Origin of the sequence: Pseudomonas sp. R25(2017) (assembly GCF_002112565.1) — a bacterium.
Classification (GTDB): domain Bacteria; phylum Pseudomonadota; class Gammaproteobacteria; order Pseudomonadales; family Pseudomonadaceae; genus Aquipseudomonas; species Aquipseudomonas ekonensis.
Window position 1 is genome coordinate 1 of the sequence record NZ_NEHZ01000011.1, and the last position, 15,472, is coordinate 15,472.

The following is a 15,472-nucleotide window of genomic DNA, read 5'->3' on the forward strand; positions in this document are numbered from 1 at the left end:
CGTCAGCGGGAGGCGAATTCTACAGCGTTGCACGCTGCTGTCAACACCTCTTTTCTCCGCTTTCGACCGGGAGGATCGAAACGCCGAAAGGGCCAAACATCACCACCCTCTTCGACTCCCTCCGGGCTTCGCTGAACTGAAGCGACCCGCTGCCGAAAACTTCATAACTCGTTGAATTTCAAGGAGTTTTCCGCTTCGACTGCGCCGGAAGTGGGGCGAATTATAGAGAACTGAAATCTGCCGTCAACACCTTTTTCATATTTCTGTCATATCGGTCAAGGCACCCCGAAAACAAGAAGGCCGACCTCTTCGAGGTCGGCCTTCTTTTCCCTCTATTTACAAGCTAGGGAACGCGAACTGCGAGGCTTCATGGCTCGAACGCTGCGGCCAGCGCTGGGTGATCGCCTTGCGGCGGGTGTAGAAGCGCACGCCGTCCGGGCCGTAGGCATGCAGGTCGCCGAACAGCGAACGTTTCCAGCCGCCGAAGCTGTGATAGGCCACCGGCACCGGCAGCGGCACGTTGACGCCGACCATGCCGACTTCGATCTCGTCGCAGAACAGCCGCGCCGCTTCCCCGTCGCGGGTGAAGATGCAGGTGCCGTTGCCGTATTCGTGATCGTTGATCAGTTGCATGGCTTCTTCCAGGCTGTTCACCCGGACAATGCACAGCACCGGCCCGAAGATCTCTTCTTTATAGATACGCATCTCGGGAGTGACGTTGTCGAACAGGCAGCCGCCGAGGAAGAAGCCTTCTTCGTGCCCCGGTACGCTCAGGCCGCGACCGTCGACCACCAGGGTCGCCCCCGCCGCCACGCCGTCATCGACATAACCGCTGACCTTGTCGCGGGCCTGACCGGTCACCAGCGGCCCCATGTCCAGGCCGCAGGAAGTGCCGGCGCCGATCTTCAGTGCCTTGATCTGCGGCACCAGTTTGGCCACCAGGGCATCCGCCACTTGGTCGCCGACGCACACCGCCACCGAAATCGCCATGCAGCGCTCGCCGCACGAACCGTAAGCCGCGCCCATCAGTGCGCTGACGGCGTTGTCCAGGTCGGCGTCCGGCATCAGCACCGCGTGGTTCTTCGCCCCGCCCAAGGCCTGGACGCGCTTGCCGCGCTTGGTGCCTTCGGCATAGATGTATTCGGCGATCGGGGTCGAACCCACGAAGCTCAGTGCCTTGACTTCCGGCGCCTCGATCAGCGCATCCACGGCCGCTTTGTCGCCATGCACGACACTCAGCACACCTTTGGGCAGGCCCGCTTCCAGCAGCAACTGAGCAATCAGCAGGGTCGAGCTAGGGTCACGCTCGGACGGCTTGAGGATGAAGCAGTTGCCGCAGACGATAGCCAGCGGGTACATCCACAGCGGCACCATGGCCGGGAAGTTGAACGGCGTGATGCCGGCCACCACGCCCAGCGGCTGGAAGTCGGACCAGGCGTCGATGTTCGGGCCGACGTTGCGGCTGTACTCGCCCTTGAGGATTTCCGGGGCGGCACAGGCGAACTCGACGTTCTCGATGCCGCGCTTGAGCTCGCCCACGGCGTCTTCCAGGGTCTTGCCGTGCTCTTCGCTGATCAGTTGGGCGATGCGCGATTCGTTCTGCTCCAGCAGTTGCTTGAAGCGGAACATGACCTGGGCGCGCTTGGCCGGCGGCGTGTTGCGCCAGGCCGGGAATGCTGCCTTGGCCGCGTCGATGGCGTACTGGATGGTTTCGCGGCTGGCCAGCGGCAGCTTGTGGATCGCCTGGCCGGTGGACGGGTTGAACACATCGACCGCGCGACCGTTCTCGGTCACCAGTTCGCCATTGATCAAATGCGGGATAACGCTCATCGGGAACTCCTGAATTTGTCCACAGGCACCCATGGCCGGGTGCCTGCTATTTGTAGGTCTATATAGAGAGAAGAATCAGTCGAGCTTGTTCAGCACGTCGCCGACCGCGTCGAACAGACGGTCGAGGTCTTGCGGCTTGCTGTTGAAGGTTGGGCCGAACTGCAGGGTGTCGCCGCCGAAGCGCACGTAGAACCCGGCTTTCCACAGCGCCATGCCGGCCTCGAACGGACGCACGATGGCGTCGCCGTCGCGGGCGGCGATCTGGATCGCGCCGGCCAGGCCGTAGTTGCGGATGTCGATGACGTTCTTCGAACCCTTCAGGCCGTGCAGCGCATTCTCGAAGTGCGGCGCGACTTCGGCCACGCTCTGCACCAGGTTTTCCTTCTGCAGCAGGTCGAGGGCCGCGATGCCGGCGGCACAGGCCACTGGGTGCGCCGAGTAGGTGTAGCCGTGGGGGAATTCCACCGCATATTCCGGCGTCGGCTGGTTCATGAAGGTCTGGTAGATCTCGGTGCTCGCGATCACCGCACCCATCGGGATGGCGCCGTTGGTGACTTGCTTGGCGATGCACATCAGATCCGGGGTCACGCCGAACGTGGTGGCGCCGAACATGGTGCCGGTACGGCCGAAACCGGTGATCACTTCGTCGAACACCAACAGGATGCCGTGCTGGTCGCAGATTTCGCGCAGACGCTTGAGGTAACCCTGCGGCGGCACCAGCACGCCGGCGGAACCGGCCAGCGGCTCAACGAAGACCGCCGCGATGTTGGAGGCGTCGTGCAGTTCGATCAGCTTCAGCAGCTCGTCGGCCAGGGCGATGCCGCCCTGCTCCGGCATGCCGCGGGAGAAGGCATTGCTCGCCAGCAGGGTATGCGGCAAGTGGTCGACGTCCATCATCGCCTGACCGAACAGCTTGCGGTTGCCGTTGACGCCGCCCAGGCTGGTGCCGGCGATGTTCACGCCATGGTAGCCACGGGCGCGGCCGATCATTTTGGTCTTGGTCGGCTGGCCTTTCAGGCGCCAGTAGGCGCGCACCATTTTCACCGCAGTGTCGGCGCACTCGGAGCCGGAGTCGGTGAAGAACACGTGGTTCAGGTTGCCCGGGGTCAGCGCGGTGATTTTCTCCGCCAGCTGGAACGACAGTGGGTGGCCGTACTGGAAACCCGGCGAATAGTCGAGGGTGCCCAGCTGCTTGGTGACCGCTTCCTGGATTTCCTTGCGGGTGTGCCCGGCGCCGCAGGTCCACAGGCCGGACAGCGAGTCGTACACCTTGCGGCCCTTGTCGTCGATCAGCCAACTGCCCTCGGCGCCGACGATCAGGCGCGGATCGCGCTGAAAGTTGCGGTTCGCGGTGTACGGCATCCAGTGCGCGTCCAGCTTCAGTTGGCTGGCCAGTGGCGACGACGCGTTTTCAGGCATGTTCATGGGCAAAACCTCGCAGGACGATAAGCGGCAGGGAGATGAAAGTCGTTGTTGCAGCTACGTTGCCACGCCGATAAAGTCGGTGAAATTCAACTTTTCTAACCTTCAGTTAGAACACCGCTAAACATTGAGCCTTTGAACATGAGCAGCCGCCGCCCCGATCCGCTAGCCCAGGTCAGCGACTTTGACATTCGCCTGCTGCGCATCTTCCGCAGCGTGGTCGAGTCCGGCGGGTTCTCCGCGGCGGAGACCGTGCTCGGCATCGGCCGCTCGGCGATCAGCCAGCAGATGAGCGACCTTGAGCAGCGCCTCGGCCTGCGCCTGTGCCAACGCGGGCGCGCCGGGTTCTCCCTGACCGAAGAAGGCCGGGAGGTCTATCAGTCGGCGCTGCAACTGTTGAGCGCGCTGGAAACCTTCCGCACCGAGGTCAACGGCCTGCACCAGCATTTGCGGGGTGAGCTGATCATCGGTCTGACCGACAACCTCGTCACCCTGCCCCACATGCGCATCACCCATGCCCTGGCACAACTGAAGGAGCGCGGGCCGGACGTGCAGATCCAGATCCGCATGATCGCCCCCAACGAAGTCGAGCAAGGCGTGCTCGACGGTCGCCTGCACGTCGGCGTGGTGCCCCAGGCCAGCGCGCTGTCGGGGCTGGAGTACCAGCCGCTGTACAGCGAACGCTCGTTGCTCTATTGCGCGGTCGGGCATCCGCTGTTCTATGCGGACGACAAGCAACTGGACGACGAGCGCCTCAACAGCCAGGACGCCATCGCCCCGACCTTCCGCTTGCCGGCTGAGATCCAGGCGCACTATCAGGCGCTCAACTGCACCGCCAGCGCTTCGGACCGCGAGGGCATGGCGTTCCTGATCCTCACCGGGCGCTACATCGGTTACCTGCCGGATCACTACGCCAGCCTCTGGGTGCAGCAGGGACGTTTGCGGGCGCTCAAGGCCGGCAGCCGCTTCTATGACCTGAGCCTGGCTTCGGTCACGCGCAAGGGACGGCGGCCGCATCTGGTGCTGGAGAGTTTTCTCGACAGCCTGGCGGCCACGCGCTGAAATCCGTGCGCCCCAGCGCCATCGCCAGCAGGCTGGCGCCTGCACGGGGTTTATCGCACCAGGTCTTGTCTGGGACGTGCGGGTGCGCTATCAACACCACTGGTTTCCCCAACAAAACCGACCCGGAAGCGCCTATGACCCTTGAAGTCCCAGCCCATGGCGGCAAGCCCGCCAGCCGCATTCGTCAGAAGAACGAAGAGACCATCATCAAAGCCGCCGAAGACGAGTTCGCCCGTCACGGGTACAAAGGCACCAGCATGAACACCATCGCCACCAAGGCCGGGTTGCCCAAGGCGAACCTGCATTACTACTTCACCAACAAGCTGGGGCTGTACGTGGCGGTGCTGAGCAACATCCTCCAACTGTGGGACAGCACCTTCAACACCCTCACCGCCGACGACGATCCGGCCGAAGCGCTGACCCGCTACATCCGCGCCAAGATGGAATTCTCCCGGCGTCAGCCGCAGGCCTCGCGGATCTTCGCCATGGAGGTGATCAGCGGCGGCGAATGCCTGACCGAGTATTTCAACCAGGACTACCGCGCCTGGTTCCAGGGCCGGGCAGCGGTGTTCCAGGCCTGGATCGACGCCGGCAAGATAGATCCGGTGGACCCGGTGCACCTGATCTTCCTGCTGTGGGGCAGCACCCAGCATTACGCCGACTTCGCCACACAGATCTGCCGGGTCACCGGCCGCAGCAAACTGACCAAGCAGGACATGGAAGACGCCGGCGACAACCTGATCCGCATCATCCTCAAGGGCTGCGGCCTCACTCCTTCTATATAAGACGCTTATGCCATTCACCCTCAGCGGCCTTTGCGAATTCCGCGAAGAGATTCGCAAAAGCCGTTTCATCACCTTCGCCGCACCGATCGACAGCCCCGCCGAGGCGCAGGCGTTCATCGAACGGCACAGCGACCTGAACGCCTCGCACAATTGCTGGGCCTGGAAACTCGGCGACCAGTACCGCAGCAACGATGACGGCGAACCGGGCGGCACCGCCGGGCGGCCGATCCTGGCGGCCATCGAGGCCCAGGACTGCGACCGGGTCGCGGTGCTGGTGATCCGCTGGTACGGTGGCATTCAGTTGGGCACCGGCGGCCTGGCCCGGGCCTACGGCGGCGGGGCCAACAAGTGCCTGCAGGCAGCGGCGAAAACCGAGCTGGTCAGTCGCGTGCCGCTGCGCTGCGCCTGCGCCTTCGGCGAACTGGCCTTGGTGAAACTGCGGGTGGCGGAACTCGGCGGGCTGGTGGAAGAGGAAATCTTCACCGCCAACGGCGTCGAATTGCGACTGGCCGTCGGTTCGGCGCAGATCGAGGCACTGCAAACGCAACTGGCCGATTTGAGCCGCGGGCGGATCGTGCTCCAGCGCTGAGGCCCGCCGAGGCACCCTGACCGCTTATTCCACACAGTTGCCCACATCGCCTGTGGGCCCGGCTGTGGATAACCTGAGCACATCCCGCTGTAACCCTTCTGTCATGGGGCTTTGCGGGGTTTGTTCACTTTTCGCCCAATTTGCCGATCGAAAAGCAAATTCCACACTAAAACAATCAGTTAGCTCGGTTTATCACCTTTGGAAGAAAGCCGGGCGGCGCTTATGCCCGGCGTTTGCGCTTGCGCACAAATACTGTGGAGCAACCTGTGGATAAGCCGTTCATGGCTGGCGCAGCCGCCGATCCCGCAAGGTTCCCACTGGCTTGATCGTTTTTTGACCAGCCCACGACGCGCAAAACCTGTGCCGGAGCAACGGCCTCGGCGCCAAGTGGCGTCTGCTCATGCAGCCTTTTGGGGTTGAGCGCTCTGCATCAATGGCCGCCGGCCCCTGCCGCAGCGTGGTTCTGACCAGATGGCCAGGAAACCGCTTTATCCACAGGCAGCACCTGGGCGATTCCCCACGCCAGCTCAAACAGCAGGAAGCCCAGCAACAACGCGCTGGCGCCGTGCACCCAGGCGTAGGCTTGCCAGGTCGCGAAGAGAAACCTCGCCACTGCGTCGTACCGACCGTACAGCGGTTGCGGATCACGGATCCGCAGCACCGCCCATACGCACACCACTGAGCCCAACAGGTTCGCCATCAGCAAGTGCTCCGGGGCAAACGCCGGCAGCTCTCCGGGCAGACCCAGTGCCCGGCCCAGCACCGTCAAACCTTCATGCACCCAGGCAAAACTCCACGGTGTGGCAAACGCCGCCGTCACGATCAGGTCATACCAGGCACTGCCGCGCACCAGGCGGCGATACTGCGTTGAAGTCCACATCGTCCATGCTCCGAACATTCAGGGAGCACTCACGCTAAAGCCTGGAGTATGCTCCAAGGTCAAACACTTTCGGGATGTCCCAGATGCGCATCGGTGAGTTAGCCCAGGTCAGCGCCGTCAGCCGCGACACTTTGCGCTTCTACGAGCAGCGCGGGCTGATCGCCGCACAGCGCACGGCCAACGGCTACCGCGACTATCCGCCGGAGACGGTGCAACTGGTGCTCTACATCAAGACCGCCCAGCGCCTGGGATTCACCCTCAACGAAATCGGCGGCAGCGTCGCCGCGCTGTGGCAGGCGCCCGACCCGGACAGCGCCGTCGCGCAACTGCTGCGCGACAAGCTGCAATTGATCGAAACCCGCATCAACGAACTGGGCGCCCTGCGCGCCGAGCTGCAGCAGCGGCTCGGCCAGGCGTGCCCGCTGAACCCACGAGCCTGAACATTCAAGGAAGCCCTTCATGTCCGCAAAAACCGCACTGATCATCGGCGCCTCCCGAGGCCTGGGCCTGGGCCTGGTGAAAACCCTGCTGGCCGACGGCTGGCAAGTCACCGCGACCGTCCGCGATCCGCAGAAGGCCCAGGCGCTGCAAGCGCTGGGCAAGGTGCGCATCGAGAAACTCGACATGGACGACCAGCAAGCCGTGATCGCCCTCAGCCAGCAGCTCAAGGGCGAGACCTTCGATCTGCTGTTCGTCAACGCCGGGGTCAAGGGCCCCGAGGTGCAGACGCCCGGCGGCGCGACGCTGGCGGAGGTCGGCCAGCTGTTCTTCACCAACGCCGTGGCACCGATCAACCTGGCCCAGCGCTTCGTCGGGCAGATCCGCGACGGCAGCGGTGTGCTGGCGTTCATGAGTTCGGTGCTGGGCAGCGTGACCATGCCCGACGCGCCGGAACTGGCCCTCTACAAGGCCAGCAAGGCAGCGCTCAATTCGATGACCAACAGCTTCGTCACCCAGTTGGGCGAGCAGCAGCTCACCGTGCTGTCGCTGCATCCGGGCTGGGTGAAGACCGACATGGGCGGCGAAGGCGCCGACATCGACGTGGACACCAGCACCCGCGGCCTGGTGGATCAGGTGAATGCGTTCGCCGGCAAGGGCGGGCATCATTTCGTCAACTACAAGGGCGAGACCATTCCCTGGTGATCCCCTGCCCGCTCCCACAGGGCTTTTGGGTGGCCGCAGATTCTGCATTCACCCCAAGCTTCCTGGGGGAGCCAGCCTGCTGGCGATGGCGTCAGTGAGGGCAGCGCATTTGCGGCGGCTGTCCGGTCGGAAGCGGCTTGCCCGCGGCACGGTTTTGCCCGACACTGCGCACCTCGCCCCCGCGGCGACCCTGGATCAGCAGACAGGGCAACACTGAGCTGGCAACCCTGAACCCTACTTTCAGAGGAGCCGGCCACCATGCCTGCGACCCGTATCTGGCTACAGAATCCCCTCGCGATCTTCACCGCCAACCACCTCGACGCCCGTGGCGGCCTGGTGCTGCAGGACGGCCTGATCGCCGAAACGCTCGCCGCCGGCCAGCGACCGTCCGCGCCGTGCGATCAAGTGTTCGACGCCCGTGAGCACGTCATCCTGCCGGGCCTGATCAACACCCATCACCACTTCTACCAGACCCTGACCCGCGCCTGGGCGCCGGTGGTCAACCAGCCGCTGTTCCCGTGGCTGAAGACCCTGTACCCGGTGTGGGCGCGCCTGACGCCGGAGAAGCTCGCGCTGGCCACCAAGGTCGCCCTGGCCGAACTGCTGCTGTCGGGCTGCACCACCGCCGCCGATCACCATTACCTGTTCCCGGACGGCCTGGAGAACGCCATCGACGTGCAGGTGCAGAGCGTGCGCGAGCTGGGCATGCGGGCGATGCTCACCCGGGGCTCGATGAGCCTGGGCGAGAAGGACGGCGGCCTGCCGCCGCAGCAGACCGTACAAGAAGGCCAAGTGATTCTGGACGACAGCCAGCGCCTGATCCGCGAGTACCACGAGCGCGGCGACGGTGCGCAGATCCAGATCGCCCTGGCGCCGTGCTCGCCGTTTTCGGTGACCCCGCAAATCATGTCGGCCAGCGCCGAACTCGCCGACAAGCTCGACGTGCGCCTGCACACCCACCTGGCCGAAACCCTCGACGAGGAAGACTTCTGCCTGCAACGGTTCGGCCTGCGCACCGTGGACTACCTGGACAGCGTCGGCTGGCTCGGCCCGCGCACCTGGCTGGCCCACGGCATCCACTTCAACCCCGACGAAATCGCCCGCCTCGGCGCCGCCGGCACCGGCATCTGCCATTGCCCGAGCTCGAACATGCGCCTGGCGTCCGGCATCTGCCCAAGCATCGAACTGACCGCCGCCGGCGCGCCGCTGGGCCTGGGCGTGGACGGTTCGGCGTCCAACGACGCGTCGAACATGATCCTCGAAGCACGCCAGGCCCTGTATATCCAGCGCCTGCGCTACGGCGCCGAAAAGATCACCCCGGAACGGGTGCTGGGCTGGGCGACCAAAGGCTCGGCGAGCCTTCTGGGGCGCACCGACATCGGCGAGCTGGCGGTGGGCAAGCAGGCCGACCTGGCGCTGTTCAAGCTCGATGAACTGCGGTTCTCCGGCAGCCACGACCCGGTGTCGGCGCTGCTGCTGTGCGGCGCGGACCGGGCCGACCGGGTGATGGTCGGCGGCCAGTGGCGGGTCATCGACGGCCAGGTCGAAGGGCTGGACCTCAAGGGCCTGATCGCCGACCACAGCCAGGCGGCCCGGCAACTGATCGCCGGCGCCTGATCCTCGGGCATCCAGGGTGGGAGCGACGGTATTGCTCCTGCCTTGCGGTGCCTCGACCGACGCCATCGCCAGCTGGCTGGCGCCCAGCGTTTTTGTCCGAGCAGTGCGATGATCGCCCGGTCAGGTTTTGCCATCTGTTGCGGCGCACATCTGTAGAATGCCCGCCAACCGCACCTGATGAGAAAAGACCATGTACGACTGGCTGAATGCCCTGCCCAAGGCGGAGCTGCACCTGCACCTCGAAGGCTCGCTGGAGCCCGAGCTGCTGTTCGCCCTGGCCGAACGCAACAAGATCGCCCTGCCGTGGAGCGACGTCGACACCCTGCGCAAGGCCTACGCCTTCAACAACCTGCAGGAATTCCTCGACCTGTACTACCAGGGCGCCGATGTGCTGCGCACCTCCCAGGACTTCTATGACCTGACTTGGGCCTACCTGCTGCGCTGCAAGGCACAGAACGTGATCCACACCGAACCGTTCTTCGACCCGCAGACCCACACCGACCGGGGCATCCCGTTCGAGACCGTGCTCAACGGCATCGCCGCCGCCCTGAAGGACGGCGAGCAGCAATTGGGCATCACCAGCGGCCTGATCCTGAGCTTCCTGCGCCACCTGAGCGAAGACGAAGCGCAGAAGACCCTCGACCAGGCGCTGCCGTTTCGCGATGCGTTCGTGGCCGTGGGCCTGGACAGCTCCGAGATGGGCCATCCGCCGAGCAAGTTCCGGCGGGTGTTCGACCGCGCCCGCAGCGAAGGCTTCCTGACCGTCGCCCACGCCGGCGAGGAAGGCCCGCCGGAGTACATCTGGGAGGCCATCGACCTGCTGAAGATCCAGCGCATCGACCACGGCGTGCGCGCCATCGAAGACGAGCGCCTGATGCAGCGGATCATCGACGAGCAGATCCCGCTGACCGTGTGCCCGTTGTCGAACACCAAACTGTGCGTGTTCGACCACATGTCCCAGCACAACATCCTCGACATGCTCGAACGCGGAGTGAAGGTGACGGTGAACTCGGACGACCCGGCGTACTTCGGCGGTTACGTCACCGAGAACTTCCACGCGCTGCACACCCACCTGGGCATGACCCAGGACCAGGCCAAACGCCTGGCGCAGAACAGCCTGGACGCACGGTTGGTAAAACCCTGACGCCGAAACTGCGCAAGCCCGCCTGCCGGCGATGGGGCCATGGCATTCAACCTCTCCGTTGACTGGACATCCGCCATCGCCGGCATTCGGGCTCCCGCACCCGCATCGCCGCTACGCCATCTCCAGCTCGGGCTCGCGGACAAACCGATGGATTTCCCGCTGCCCCGCCGCCGTCAGCTGCAGCGCCCGGGACTCGTTGAGCAGCATCAGCCAGCCCGATTGCATGAACAGCTGGAGCAACGCCGCGCCGAGCGAGCCGCCCATGTGCGGACGGCGTTCGCTCCAGTCCGGACAGGCGCAGGCCACCTGCACGTTGCGATGGGCCAGGGCCTGGATGAACACGCCCCGGGCCGCCAGTTGCGTGGCCCCCTTGTGGGTGACCGCGACCCGTTGCTCAAGCTGCTCGATCCAGCCGGCATCGAGCAGGCTCTGGTAAAGATCGGCGGCCAGCGTGCCGCCCAGGTGGTCATCGCAAAAGCGCGCGCGCAGCAGCGGCGACGGGGCCGGTCGCGGCCGCAGGATCGGTGCGGTGCGGGTGAGCGCTGGCGGAATGTCCCGGGGGGCGCTGGCGATCGAGGCGCTGGCCAGTGCCTCGATCGCGGCCCCGACCTCCGGCGCCGCCAAGCGGAAAAAGCGCTTGCGCCCACGGTTTTCGACCTTCAACAGACCACCGGAGGACAACCGCGTCAGGTGCGCGCTGGCCGAAGACGGCGACAGCCCTGCCAGCAGGGCCAGTTCCTCGGTCTGCCGGGCCGAACCGTCCATCAGCGCCCACATCATCGCGCTGCGCTTGGGATCGGCCAGCAACGCGGCGATCTGGCTGATGCAAGGTGCATGTTCCATGTATTCACTCCCTGTTGAATCGATTCGACTACTGCCCGCGGGCATCTTGACCGGTCAAGGACCGACGGCCAAGGCGCGCCGGCGGCCGTGCAGCGGACCGCTCGCGCAAACGCCCGGGCAGGCACGAGGCGAGCGCTAGTATAAGCGCGATGGTCGCCGCGTCCCGCGCCGGGACGGGCTTGAGTGGTGATTGATCCTGAGGGAAATTTCTCTATTTGCATGCGACTAATGATCAACCGCGCGCAAAGCGGGAAACCGGCTACCCACTTCCGCGCATCGGCTGGCGAGCATCGCCCGCAAAAGGTTCACCGGCTTACTCAACTGAGCGCGATGGGCGCACAGCAGATTCAGCGGAGCCCGCTCACACAGCAGCTCAGGCAGCAGCACCCGCAGGCGCCCGGCCTCGACATCCGCCGCTACATCCAGCCAGGACTTGTAGGCGATGCCCGCCCCCGCCACCGCCCACAGGCGCACCACGTCGGCATCGTCGCTGAAGCGGTCGCCGCTGACGGTCAACCCGACCTCGCGCTTGCCGTCGTGAAAGGTCCAGTGGTCGTGGACCCGGCCGCCGAGCATGTACAGCAGGCAATTGTGCTGCGCCAACTGCTCCAGCTGGCGCGGCTCCCCGCACCGTTTCAGGTAGGCCGGCGCTGCGCACAGCACGCGGCGGTTGTCGGGCGCGACGGGCAGCGCCACCAGGCTGGAGTCTTCCGGCTCACCGTAGCGCAGGGCGATGTCCACCGGTTGCCGGAACAGGTCGGCGATGCGGTCGCCCAGCAACAGGCGCACGGTGAGCCTGGGGTGTTCGCGCTGGAACTCGTCGAGCCACGGCAACAGCAGGTTGCGACCGAAGTCCGAGGGCGCGGACAGCTGCAAGACACCGCTGACCTGATCCTGCCCGCTGGCCAGCAAACGCCGGCCTTCATCCAGGCTGCCCAGCGCCGCCCGGGCGTATTCGAGAAACCCTTCGCCCTCGGCGGTCAGGCGCAGGCTGCGGGTGGAGCGCGCCAGCAGACGCGCGCCCAACTGACGTTCGATGCGCTTGAGCGCCGCGCTGGCCACTGCGGCGGACATGTCCATCACCCGGGCCGCCGCCGACAGGCTGCCCAGGTCCGCAGCCCGCACAAACAGCTGCAAGTCATCGAAACGCAGCATCCCGACCTCGATTATCAAAAAACCATTGAAAGAGACTGTTCTTTTAGCCGGTTTTATCGCGCACCGAAATAGCCAATGATCCACCCCATCGAACACATCACGCTTGCGGAGCCGAACATGTCCCAACCCTTCACCGCCATCGCCACCCTGATCGCCAAACCCGGCCGGCAAGAGGCCCTCGAACAGCACCTGCGCGCCCTCATCGCACCGACCCGTGCCGAGGCCGGCTGCAGCCAGTACGACCTGCACCAGGACCTGGCCAACCCGCTGGCCTTCTACATGATCGAACGCTGGGCCAGCGACGAAGCCCTCCAGGCCCACGACGCCAGCGCCCACATCCAGCATTTCCGGGCGCAGGCCGGCGAGTTCCTCGAACACTTCGAACTCAAGCGCCTGCGCGCCATCGCCTGATCCCTTTCCCTTTTCCCGGAGTCCCTCATGAAAGCCATCGCCTATTACGCGTCCCTGCCGATCAGCGACGAGAAATCCCTGCAAGACATCGAACTGCCGGAACCGGTCCCCGGCCCCCGCGACCTGCTGGTGGAAGTCAAAGCCATCTCGGTCAACCCGGTGGACACCAAGATCCGCCAGAACGTGGCGCCGGAAGGCGGCGCGGCGAAAGTGCTGGGCTGGGACGTGGCCGGCACGGTCAAGGCGGTCGGCAGCGAGGTGACGCTGTTCAAGGCCGGCGACAAGGTGTTCTACGCCGGCTCCATCGCCCGGACCGGGGGCAACAGCGAGCTGCATGTGGTGGATGAGCGGATCGTCGGCCACATGCCCAAGTCCCTGGGGTTTGCCGAAGCCGCCGCCCTGCCGCTGACGGCCATCACCGCCTGGGAACTGCTGTTCGAACGCCTGCAGATCCGCGAAGGCGCGCAAGACGAAGGCCAGAGCCTGCTGATCGTCGGCGCGGCCGGCGGCGTCGGCTCGATCCTGACCCAACTGGCCAGCCGCCTGACCGGCCTGACGGTGATCGGCACCGCTTCCCGCCCGCAGACCCGCGACTGGGTGAGCGCACTGGGCGCCGACCACGTGATCGACCACAGCCAGCCGCTGAGCGAAGCACTCAAACGCGCCGGCATCGGCCACGTGACCCATGTCGCCAGCCTGACCCAGACCGACCAGCATCTGGACCAACTGGTCGAGGCCCTGGCGCCGCAAGGCAAACTGGCGCTGATCGATGACCCCAAGTCGCTGGACGTGACCAAGCTCAAGCGCAAGAGCCTGTCGCTGCACTGGGAGTTCATGTACACCCGCTCGCTGTTCGAGACCGCCGACATGCTCGAACAGCACAAGCTGCTCAACCGGGTGGCCGGGCTGATTGACGACGGCACCCTGAAGACCACGGTCGGCGAGCACTTCGGCCGCATCACCGCCGCCAACCTGCGCCGCGCCCACGCGCTGCTGGAAAGCGGCAAGGCCAAGGGCAAGATCGTACTGGAAGGCTTCTGATCCGCAGGGGTAACGGTGCCGTCCGACGGCGGGCGGCACCGTCAGTCCGAGAATTGACCCTTGTCACAAATGCGATCGCATTCGGGTCTACAATCGAGACCTCTGCGATGCAATCTTTTACGTACGGGAGGTCAGCAATGAAGATCCTGATAAAAGAAGTGGCAAAGTCCCAGTGGCAAGTCCGTCTTGACCAGCACGCCGTGACCTTCCGCAGCGAGGCCGAAGCCTTGGCCTTCACCCGCACCCTCGAAGCGCGCCTTCACGCGCCCCACCGGATCCCCGACCCCGGCCAGCAACGCGCCGCCGGCTGACCCAAGCGCCTCAGGCCTCGGCCTGCGCCAGCGCCAGCGCACGGGCATTGTGCAAGCGACGGGTGAACACCGCCGCGCTCACCACCAGCAGTCCGCACAGGCTGATGACCATGGCCATCGGCATCGCGCTGCCGTCGTGCAGCACGCCGACCAGCGCCGCCGCCCCGGACGCCACGCTGAACTGCAGGAAACCGAGCATCGCCGACGCGCTGCCGGCCCGGGCGCCCTGGCCGTTCATCGCACAGGCCGACGCATTCGGCAGGATGCAGCCCAGGCTGGCGATGCAGATGAACAGCGGAATCAGCAGCGGCCACAGCGCAGCGGTATGCAGCGCACTGACCGCCAGCAGCGTCAGCCCGGCCGTCAGGTACACCCAGACCGCACGCGCCAGCAGGAACGCCGGGCCGCGCTTGGCCAGCAGCCGCGCATTGACCTGCGCCACCAGAATGAACCCCGCCGCGTTGGCGCCGAAGAACCAGCCGAAATGCTCGGCCGGGACGCCGTAGAGTTTGATCAGCACGAACGGTGAACCGGCGATGTAGGAAAACATCCCGGCGATGGCGATGCCGCCGGTCAGGGCATGGCCGAGATAGATCGGATCCTTGATCAGCCGTCCGTACTGGCGCAGCGCGCCGGACAACGGTTGACGCGGCACATGGGCCGGCAGACTTTCCGGCAGGCCCAGCGCCACCGCCACTCCGGCCAGCGCGCTGAAGCCGGTCAGCGCCAGGAAGATCGACTGCCATCCCGTGGTGTTGACCAGCAGGCCGCCGAGCATCGGCGCCAGGATCGGCGCCAGCCCCATCACCAGCATCAGTTGCGAAAAGACCTTGGCCGCGCCCACCGCGTCGCACTTGTCGCTGACCACCGCCCGGGAGATCACCATCCCCGCGCAGCCGCCGAGCGCCTGCACGAACCGCGCGCCGATCAGCCACTCCAGGCTCGGCGCATAGGCGCACGCCAGGGAGGCGACGGTGAACAGGCCGATGCCGGTGAGCAGCGGAATGCGCCGGCCGAAACGGTCAGCCACCGGGCCGTACAGCAACTGGCCGAAAGACAGCCCGAGGAAATACGCCGCCAACGTCAGCTGAACGTGTTTCTCATCGGTGCCGAACGCCTGCGCCATGGACGGGAAGGCCGGCAGATAGAAGTCGATCGCCAGCGGGCCGAAGGCGCTCAAGGCGCCGAGAATCAGAATTGTACGCAGGTTCATCAGGCATCCAGGTCGGGCAAGGTGTC

The 15,472-nt window shown here is 65.4% G+C and carries 16 protein-coding genes; 10 read left to right on the top strand and 6 right to left on the bottom strand.

The window, feature by feature from the left end; genetic code table 11:
* Positions 1 to 336 precede the first annotated feature (336 nt).
* Positions 337 to 1,830, bottom strand: coding sequence for a CoA-acylating methylmalonate-semialdehyde dehydrogenase (locus CAG31_RS15510; protein ID WP_085582595.1), 1,494 nt, complete (start codon positions 1,828 to 1,830; stop codon positions 337 to 339).
* A gap of 75 nt (positions 1,831 to 1,905) precedes the next feature.
* On the bottom strand, positions 1,906 to 3,255 hold the full coding sequence (locus tag CAG31_RS15515; RefSeq protein ID WP_085582597.1) for an aspartate aminotransferase family protein: 1,350 nt from the start codon (positions 3,253 to 3,255) through the stop codon (positions 1,906 to 1,908).
* Between the two features lie 138 nt (positions 3,256 to 3,393).
* Between CAG31_RS15515 and CAG31_RS15520 the strand changes: the two genes are divergently transcribed.
* From CAG31_RS15520 to CAG31_RS15530, 3 genes are all read left to right on the top strand, one after another.
* Positions 3,394 to 4,314, top strand: a complete 921-nt coding sequence (locus CAG31_RS15520) for a LysR family transcriptional regulator (protein WP_085582599.1) — start codon at positions 3,394 to 3,396, stop codon at positions 4,312 to 4,314.
* A gap of 134 nt (positions 4,315 to 4,448) precedes the next feature.
* On the top strand, positions 4,449 to 5,099 hold the full coding sequence (locus CAG31_RS15525) for a TetR/AcrR family transcriptional regulator (protein ID WP_085582601.1): 651 nt from the start codon (positions 4,449 to 4,451) through the stop codon (positions 5,097 to 5,099).
* Positions 5,100 to 5,106: 7 nt separating this feature from the next.
* The gene (locus tag CAG31_RS15530) at positions 5,107 to 5,688 is read left to right on the top strand and encodes a YigZ family protein (protein ID WP_085582602.1); all 582 of its coding nucleotides are present in this window, start codon (positions 5,107 to 5,109) and stop codon (positions 5,686 to 5,688) included.
* Between the two features lie 430 nt (positions 5,689 to 6,118).
* Here CAG31_RS15530 and CAG31_RS15535 read toward each other — a convergent pair whose 3' ends face one another.
* Positions 6,119 to 6,568, bottom strand: a complete 450-nt coding sequence (locus CAG31_RS15535; RefSeq protein ID WP_085582954.1) for a hypothetical protein — start codon at positions 6,566 to 6,568, stop codon at positions 6,119 to 6,121.
* Positions 6,569 to 6,651: 83 nt separating this feature from the next.
* Here CAG31_RS15535 and CAG31_RS15540 point away from each other — a divergent pair, with 83 nt between their 5' ends.
* The 4 genes from CAG31_RS15540 to CAG31_RS15555 all read left to right on the top strand — a co-directional run bounded on the left by CAG31_RS15540 (position 6,652) and on the right by CAG31_RS15555 (position 10,472).
* Positions 6,652 to 7,008, top strand: a complete 357-nt coding sequence (locus tag CAG31_RS15540; protein WP_085582957.1) for a MerR family transcriptional regulator — start codon at positions 6,652 to 6,654, stop codon at positions 7,006 to 7,008.
* Positions 7,009 to 7,027: 19 nt separating this feature from the next.
* Positions 7,028 to 7,711: an SDR family oxidoreductase gene (locus tag CAG31_RS15545; RefSeq protein WP_085582604.1), complete on the top strand. Its 684-nt coding sequence runs from the start codon at positions 7,028 to 7,030 to the stop codon at positions 7,709 to 7,711.
* Between the two features lie 258 nt (positions 7,712 to 7,969).
* Positions 7,970 to 9,328, top strand: coding sequence for an 8-oxoguanine deaminase (locus CAG31_RS15550; protein ID WP_085582606.1), 1,359 nt, complete (start codon positions 7,970 to 7,972; stop codon positions 9,326 to 9,328).
* 190 nt (positions 9,329 to 9,518) lie between these two features.
* Positions 9,519 to 10,472: an adenosine deaminase gene (locus tag CAG31_RS15555; protein ID WP_085582608.1), complete on the top strand. Its 954-nt coding sequence runs from the start codon at positions 9,519 to 9,521 to the stop codon at positions 10,470 to 10,472.
* 111 nt (positions 10,473 to 10,583) lie between these two features.
* Here the strand turns inward: CAG31_RS15555 and CAG31_RS15560 are convergent, their stop codons facing one another.
* Both CAG31_RS15560 and CAG31_RS15565 read right to left on the bottom strand, forming a co-directional pair.
* A complete protein-coding gene (locus CAG31_RS15560) occupies positions 10,584 to 11,315 on the bottom strand; it encodes a helix-turn-helix transcriptional regulator (RefSeq protein WP_085582610.1) in 732 nt (243 codons plus the stop codon).
* 225 nt (positions 11,316 to 11,540) lie between these two features.
* Complete coding sequence (locus CAG31_RS15565; RefSeq protein WP_085582612.1) at positions 11,541 to 12,470, bottom strand: LysR family transcriptional regulator; 930 nt, start codon at positions 12,468 to 12,470, stop codon at positions 11,541 to 11,543.
* A 117-nt stretch (positions 12,471 to 12,587) separates the two neighbouring features.
* On the opposite strand from CAG31_RS15565, the gene CAG31_RS15570 reads away from it, so the two are divergent.
* The 3 genes from CAG31_RS15570 to CAG31_RS28450 all read left to right on the top strand — a co-directional run bounded on the left by CAG31_RS15570 (position 12,588) and on the right by CAG31_RS28450 (position 14,233).
* Positions 12,588 to 12,881: a putative quinol monooxygenase gene (locus CAG31_RS15570; RefSeq protein ID WP_085582959.1), complete on the top strand. Its 294-nt coding sequence runs from the start codon at positions 12,588 to 12,590 to the stop codon at positions 12,879 to 12,881.
* 27 nt (positions 12,882 to 12,908) lie between these two features.
* The gene (locus CAG31_RS15575) at positions 12,909 to 13,922 is read left to right on the top strand and encodes a zinc-binding alcohol dehydrogenase family protein (protein ID WP_085582614.1); all 1,014 of its coding nucleotides are present in this window, start codon (positions 12,909 to 12,911) and stop codon (positions 13,920 to 13,922) included.
* A gap of 137 nt (positions 13,923 to 14,059) precedes the next feature.
* Complete coding sequence (locus tag CAG31_RS28450; RefSeq protein ID WP_170929978.1) at positions 14,060 to 14,233, top strand: hypothetical protein; 174 nt, start codon at positions 14,060 to 14,062, stop codon at positions 14,231 to 14,233.
* Between the two features lie 10 nt (positions 14,234 to 14,243).
* Here CAG31_RS28450 and CAG31_RS15580 read toward each other — a convergent pair whose 3' ends face one another.
* The gene (locus CAG31_RS15580) at positions 14,244 to 15,446 is read right to left on the bottom strand and encodes a multidrug effflux MFS transporter (RefSeq protein ID WP_085582616.1); all 1,203 of its coding nucleotides are present in this window, start codon (positions 15,444 to 15,446) and stop codon (positions 14,244 to 14,246) included.
* Positions 15,447 to 15,472 lie beyond the last annotated feature (26 nt).

Excerpts from the sequence above, each read along its gene's own strand:
- CAG31_RS15510 (WP_085582595.1), bottom strand. The coding sequence starts at position 1,830 with ATGAGCGTTATCCCGCATTTGATCAATGGCGAACTGGTGACCGAGAAC.
- CAG31_RS15515 (WP_085582597.1), bottom strand. The coding sequence starts at position 3,255 with ATGAACATGCCTGAAAACGCGTCGTCGCCACTGGCCAGCCAACTGAAG.
- CAG31_RS15520 (WP_085582599.1), top strand. The coding sequence starts at position 3,394 with ATGAGCAGCCGCCGCCCCGATCCGCTAGCCCAGGTCAGCGACTTTGAC.
- CAG31_RS15525 (WP_085582601.1), top strand. The coding sequence starts at position 4,449 with ATGACCCTTGAAGTCCCAGCCCATGGCGGCAAGCCCGCCAGCCGCATT.
- CAG31_RS15530 (WP_085582602.1), top strand. The coding sequence starts at position 5,107 with ATGCCATTCACCCTCAGCGGCCTTTGCGAATTCCGCGAAGAGATTCGC.
- CAG31_RS15535 (WP_085582954.1), bottom strand. The coding sequence starts at position 6,568 with ATGTGGACTTCAACGCAGTATCGCCGCCTGGTGCGCGGCAGTGCCTGG.
- CAG31_RS15540 (WP_085582957.1), top strand. The coding sequence starts at position 6,652 with ATGCGCATCGGTGAGTTAGCCCAGGTCAGCGCCGTCAGCCGCGACACT.
- CAG31_RS15545 (WP_085582604.1), top strand. The coding sequence starts at position 7,028 with ATGTCCGCAAAAACCGCACTGATCATCGGCGCCTCCCGAGGCCTGGGC.
- CAG31_RS15550 (WP_085582606.1), top strand. The coding sequence starts at position 7,970 with ATGCCTGCGACCCGTATCTGGCTACAGAATCCCCTCGCGATCTTCACC.
- CAG31_RS15555 (WP_085582608.1), top strand. The coding sequence starts at position 9,519 with ATGTACGACTGGCTGAATGCCCTGCCCAAGGCGGAGCTGCACCTGCAC.
- CAG31_RS15560 (WP_085582610.1), bottom strand. The coding sequence starts at position 11,315 with ATGGAACATGCACCTTGCATCAGCCAGATCGCCGCGTTGCTGGCCGAT.
- CAG31_RS15565 (WP_085582612.1), bottom strand. The coding sequence starts at position 12,470 with ATGCTGCGTTTCGATGACTTGCAGCTGTTTGTGCGGGCTGCGGACCTG.
- CAG31_RS15570 (WP_085582959.1), top strand. The coding sequence starts at position 12,588 with ATGTCCCAACCCTTCACCGCCATCGCCACCCTGATCGCCAAACCCGGC.
- CAG31_RS15575 (WP_085582614.1), top strand. The coding sequence starts at position 12,909 with ATGAAAGCCATCGCCTATTACGCGTCCCTGCCGATCAGCGACGAGAAA.
- CAG31_RS28450 (WP_170929978.1), top strand. The coding sequence starts at position 14,060 with ATGAAGATCCTGATAAAAGAAGTGGCAAAGTCCCAGTGGCAAGTCCGT.
- CAG31_RS15580 (WP_085582616.1), bottom strand. The coding sequence starts at position 15,446 with ATGAACCTGCGTACAATTCTGATTCTCGGCGCCTTGAGCGCCTTCGGC.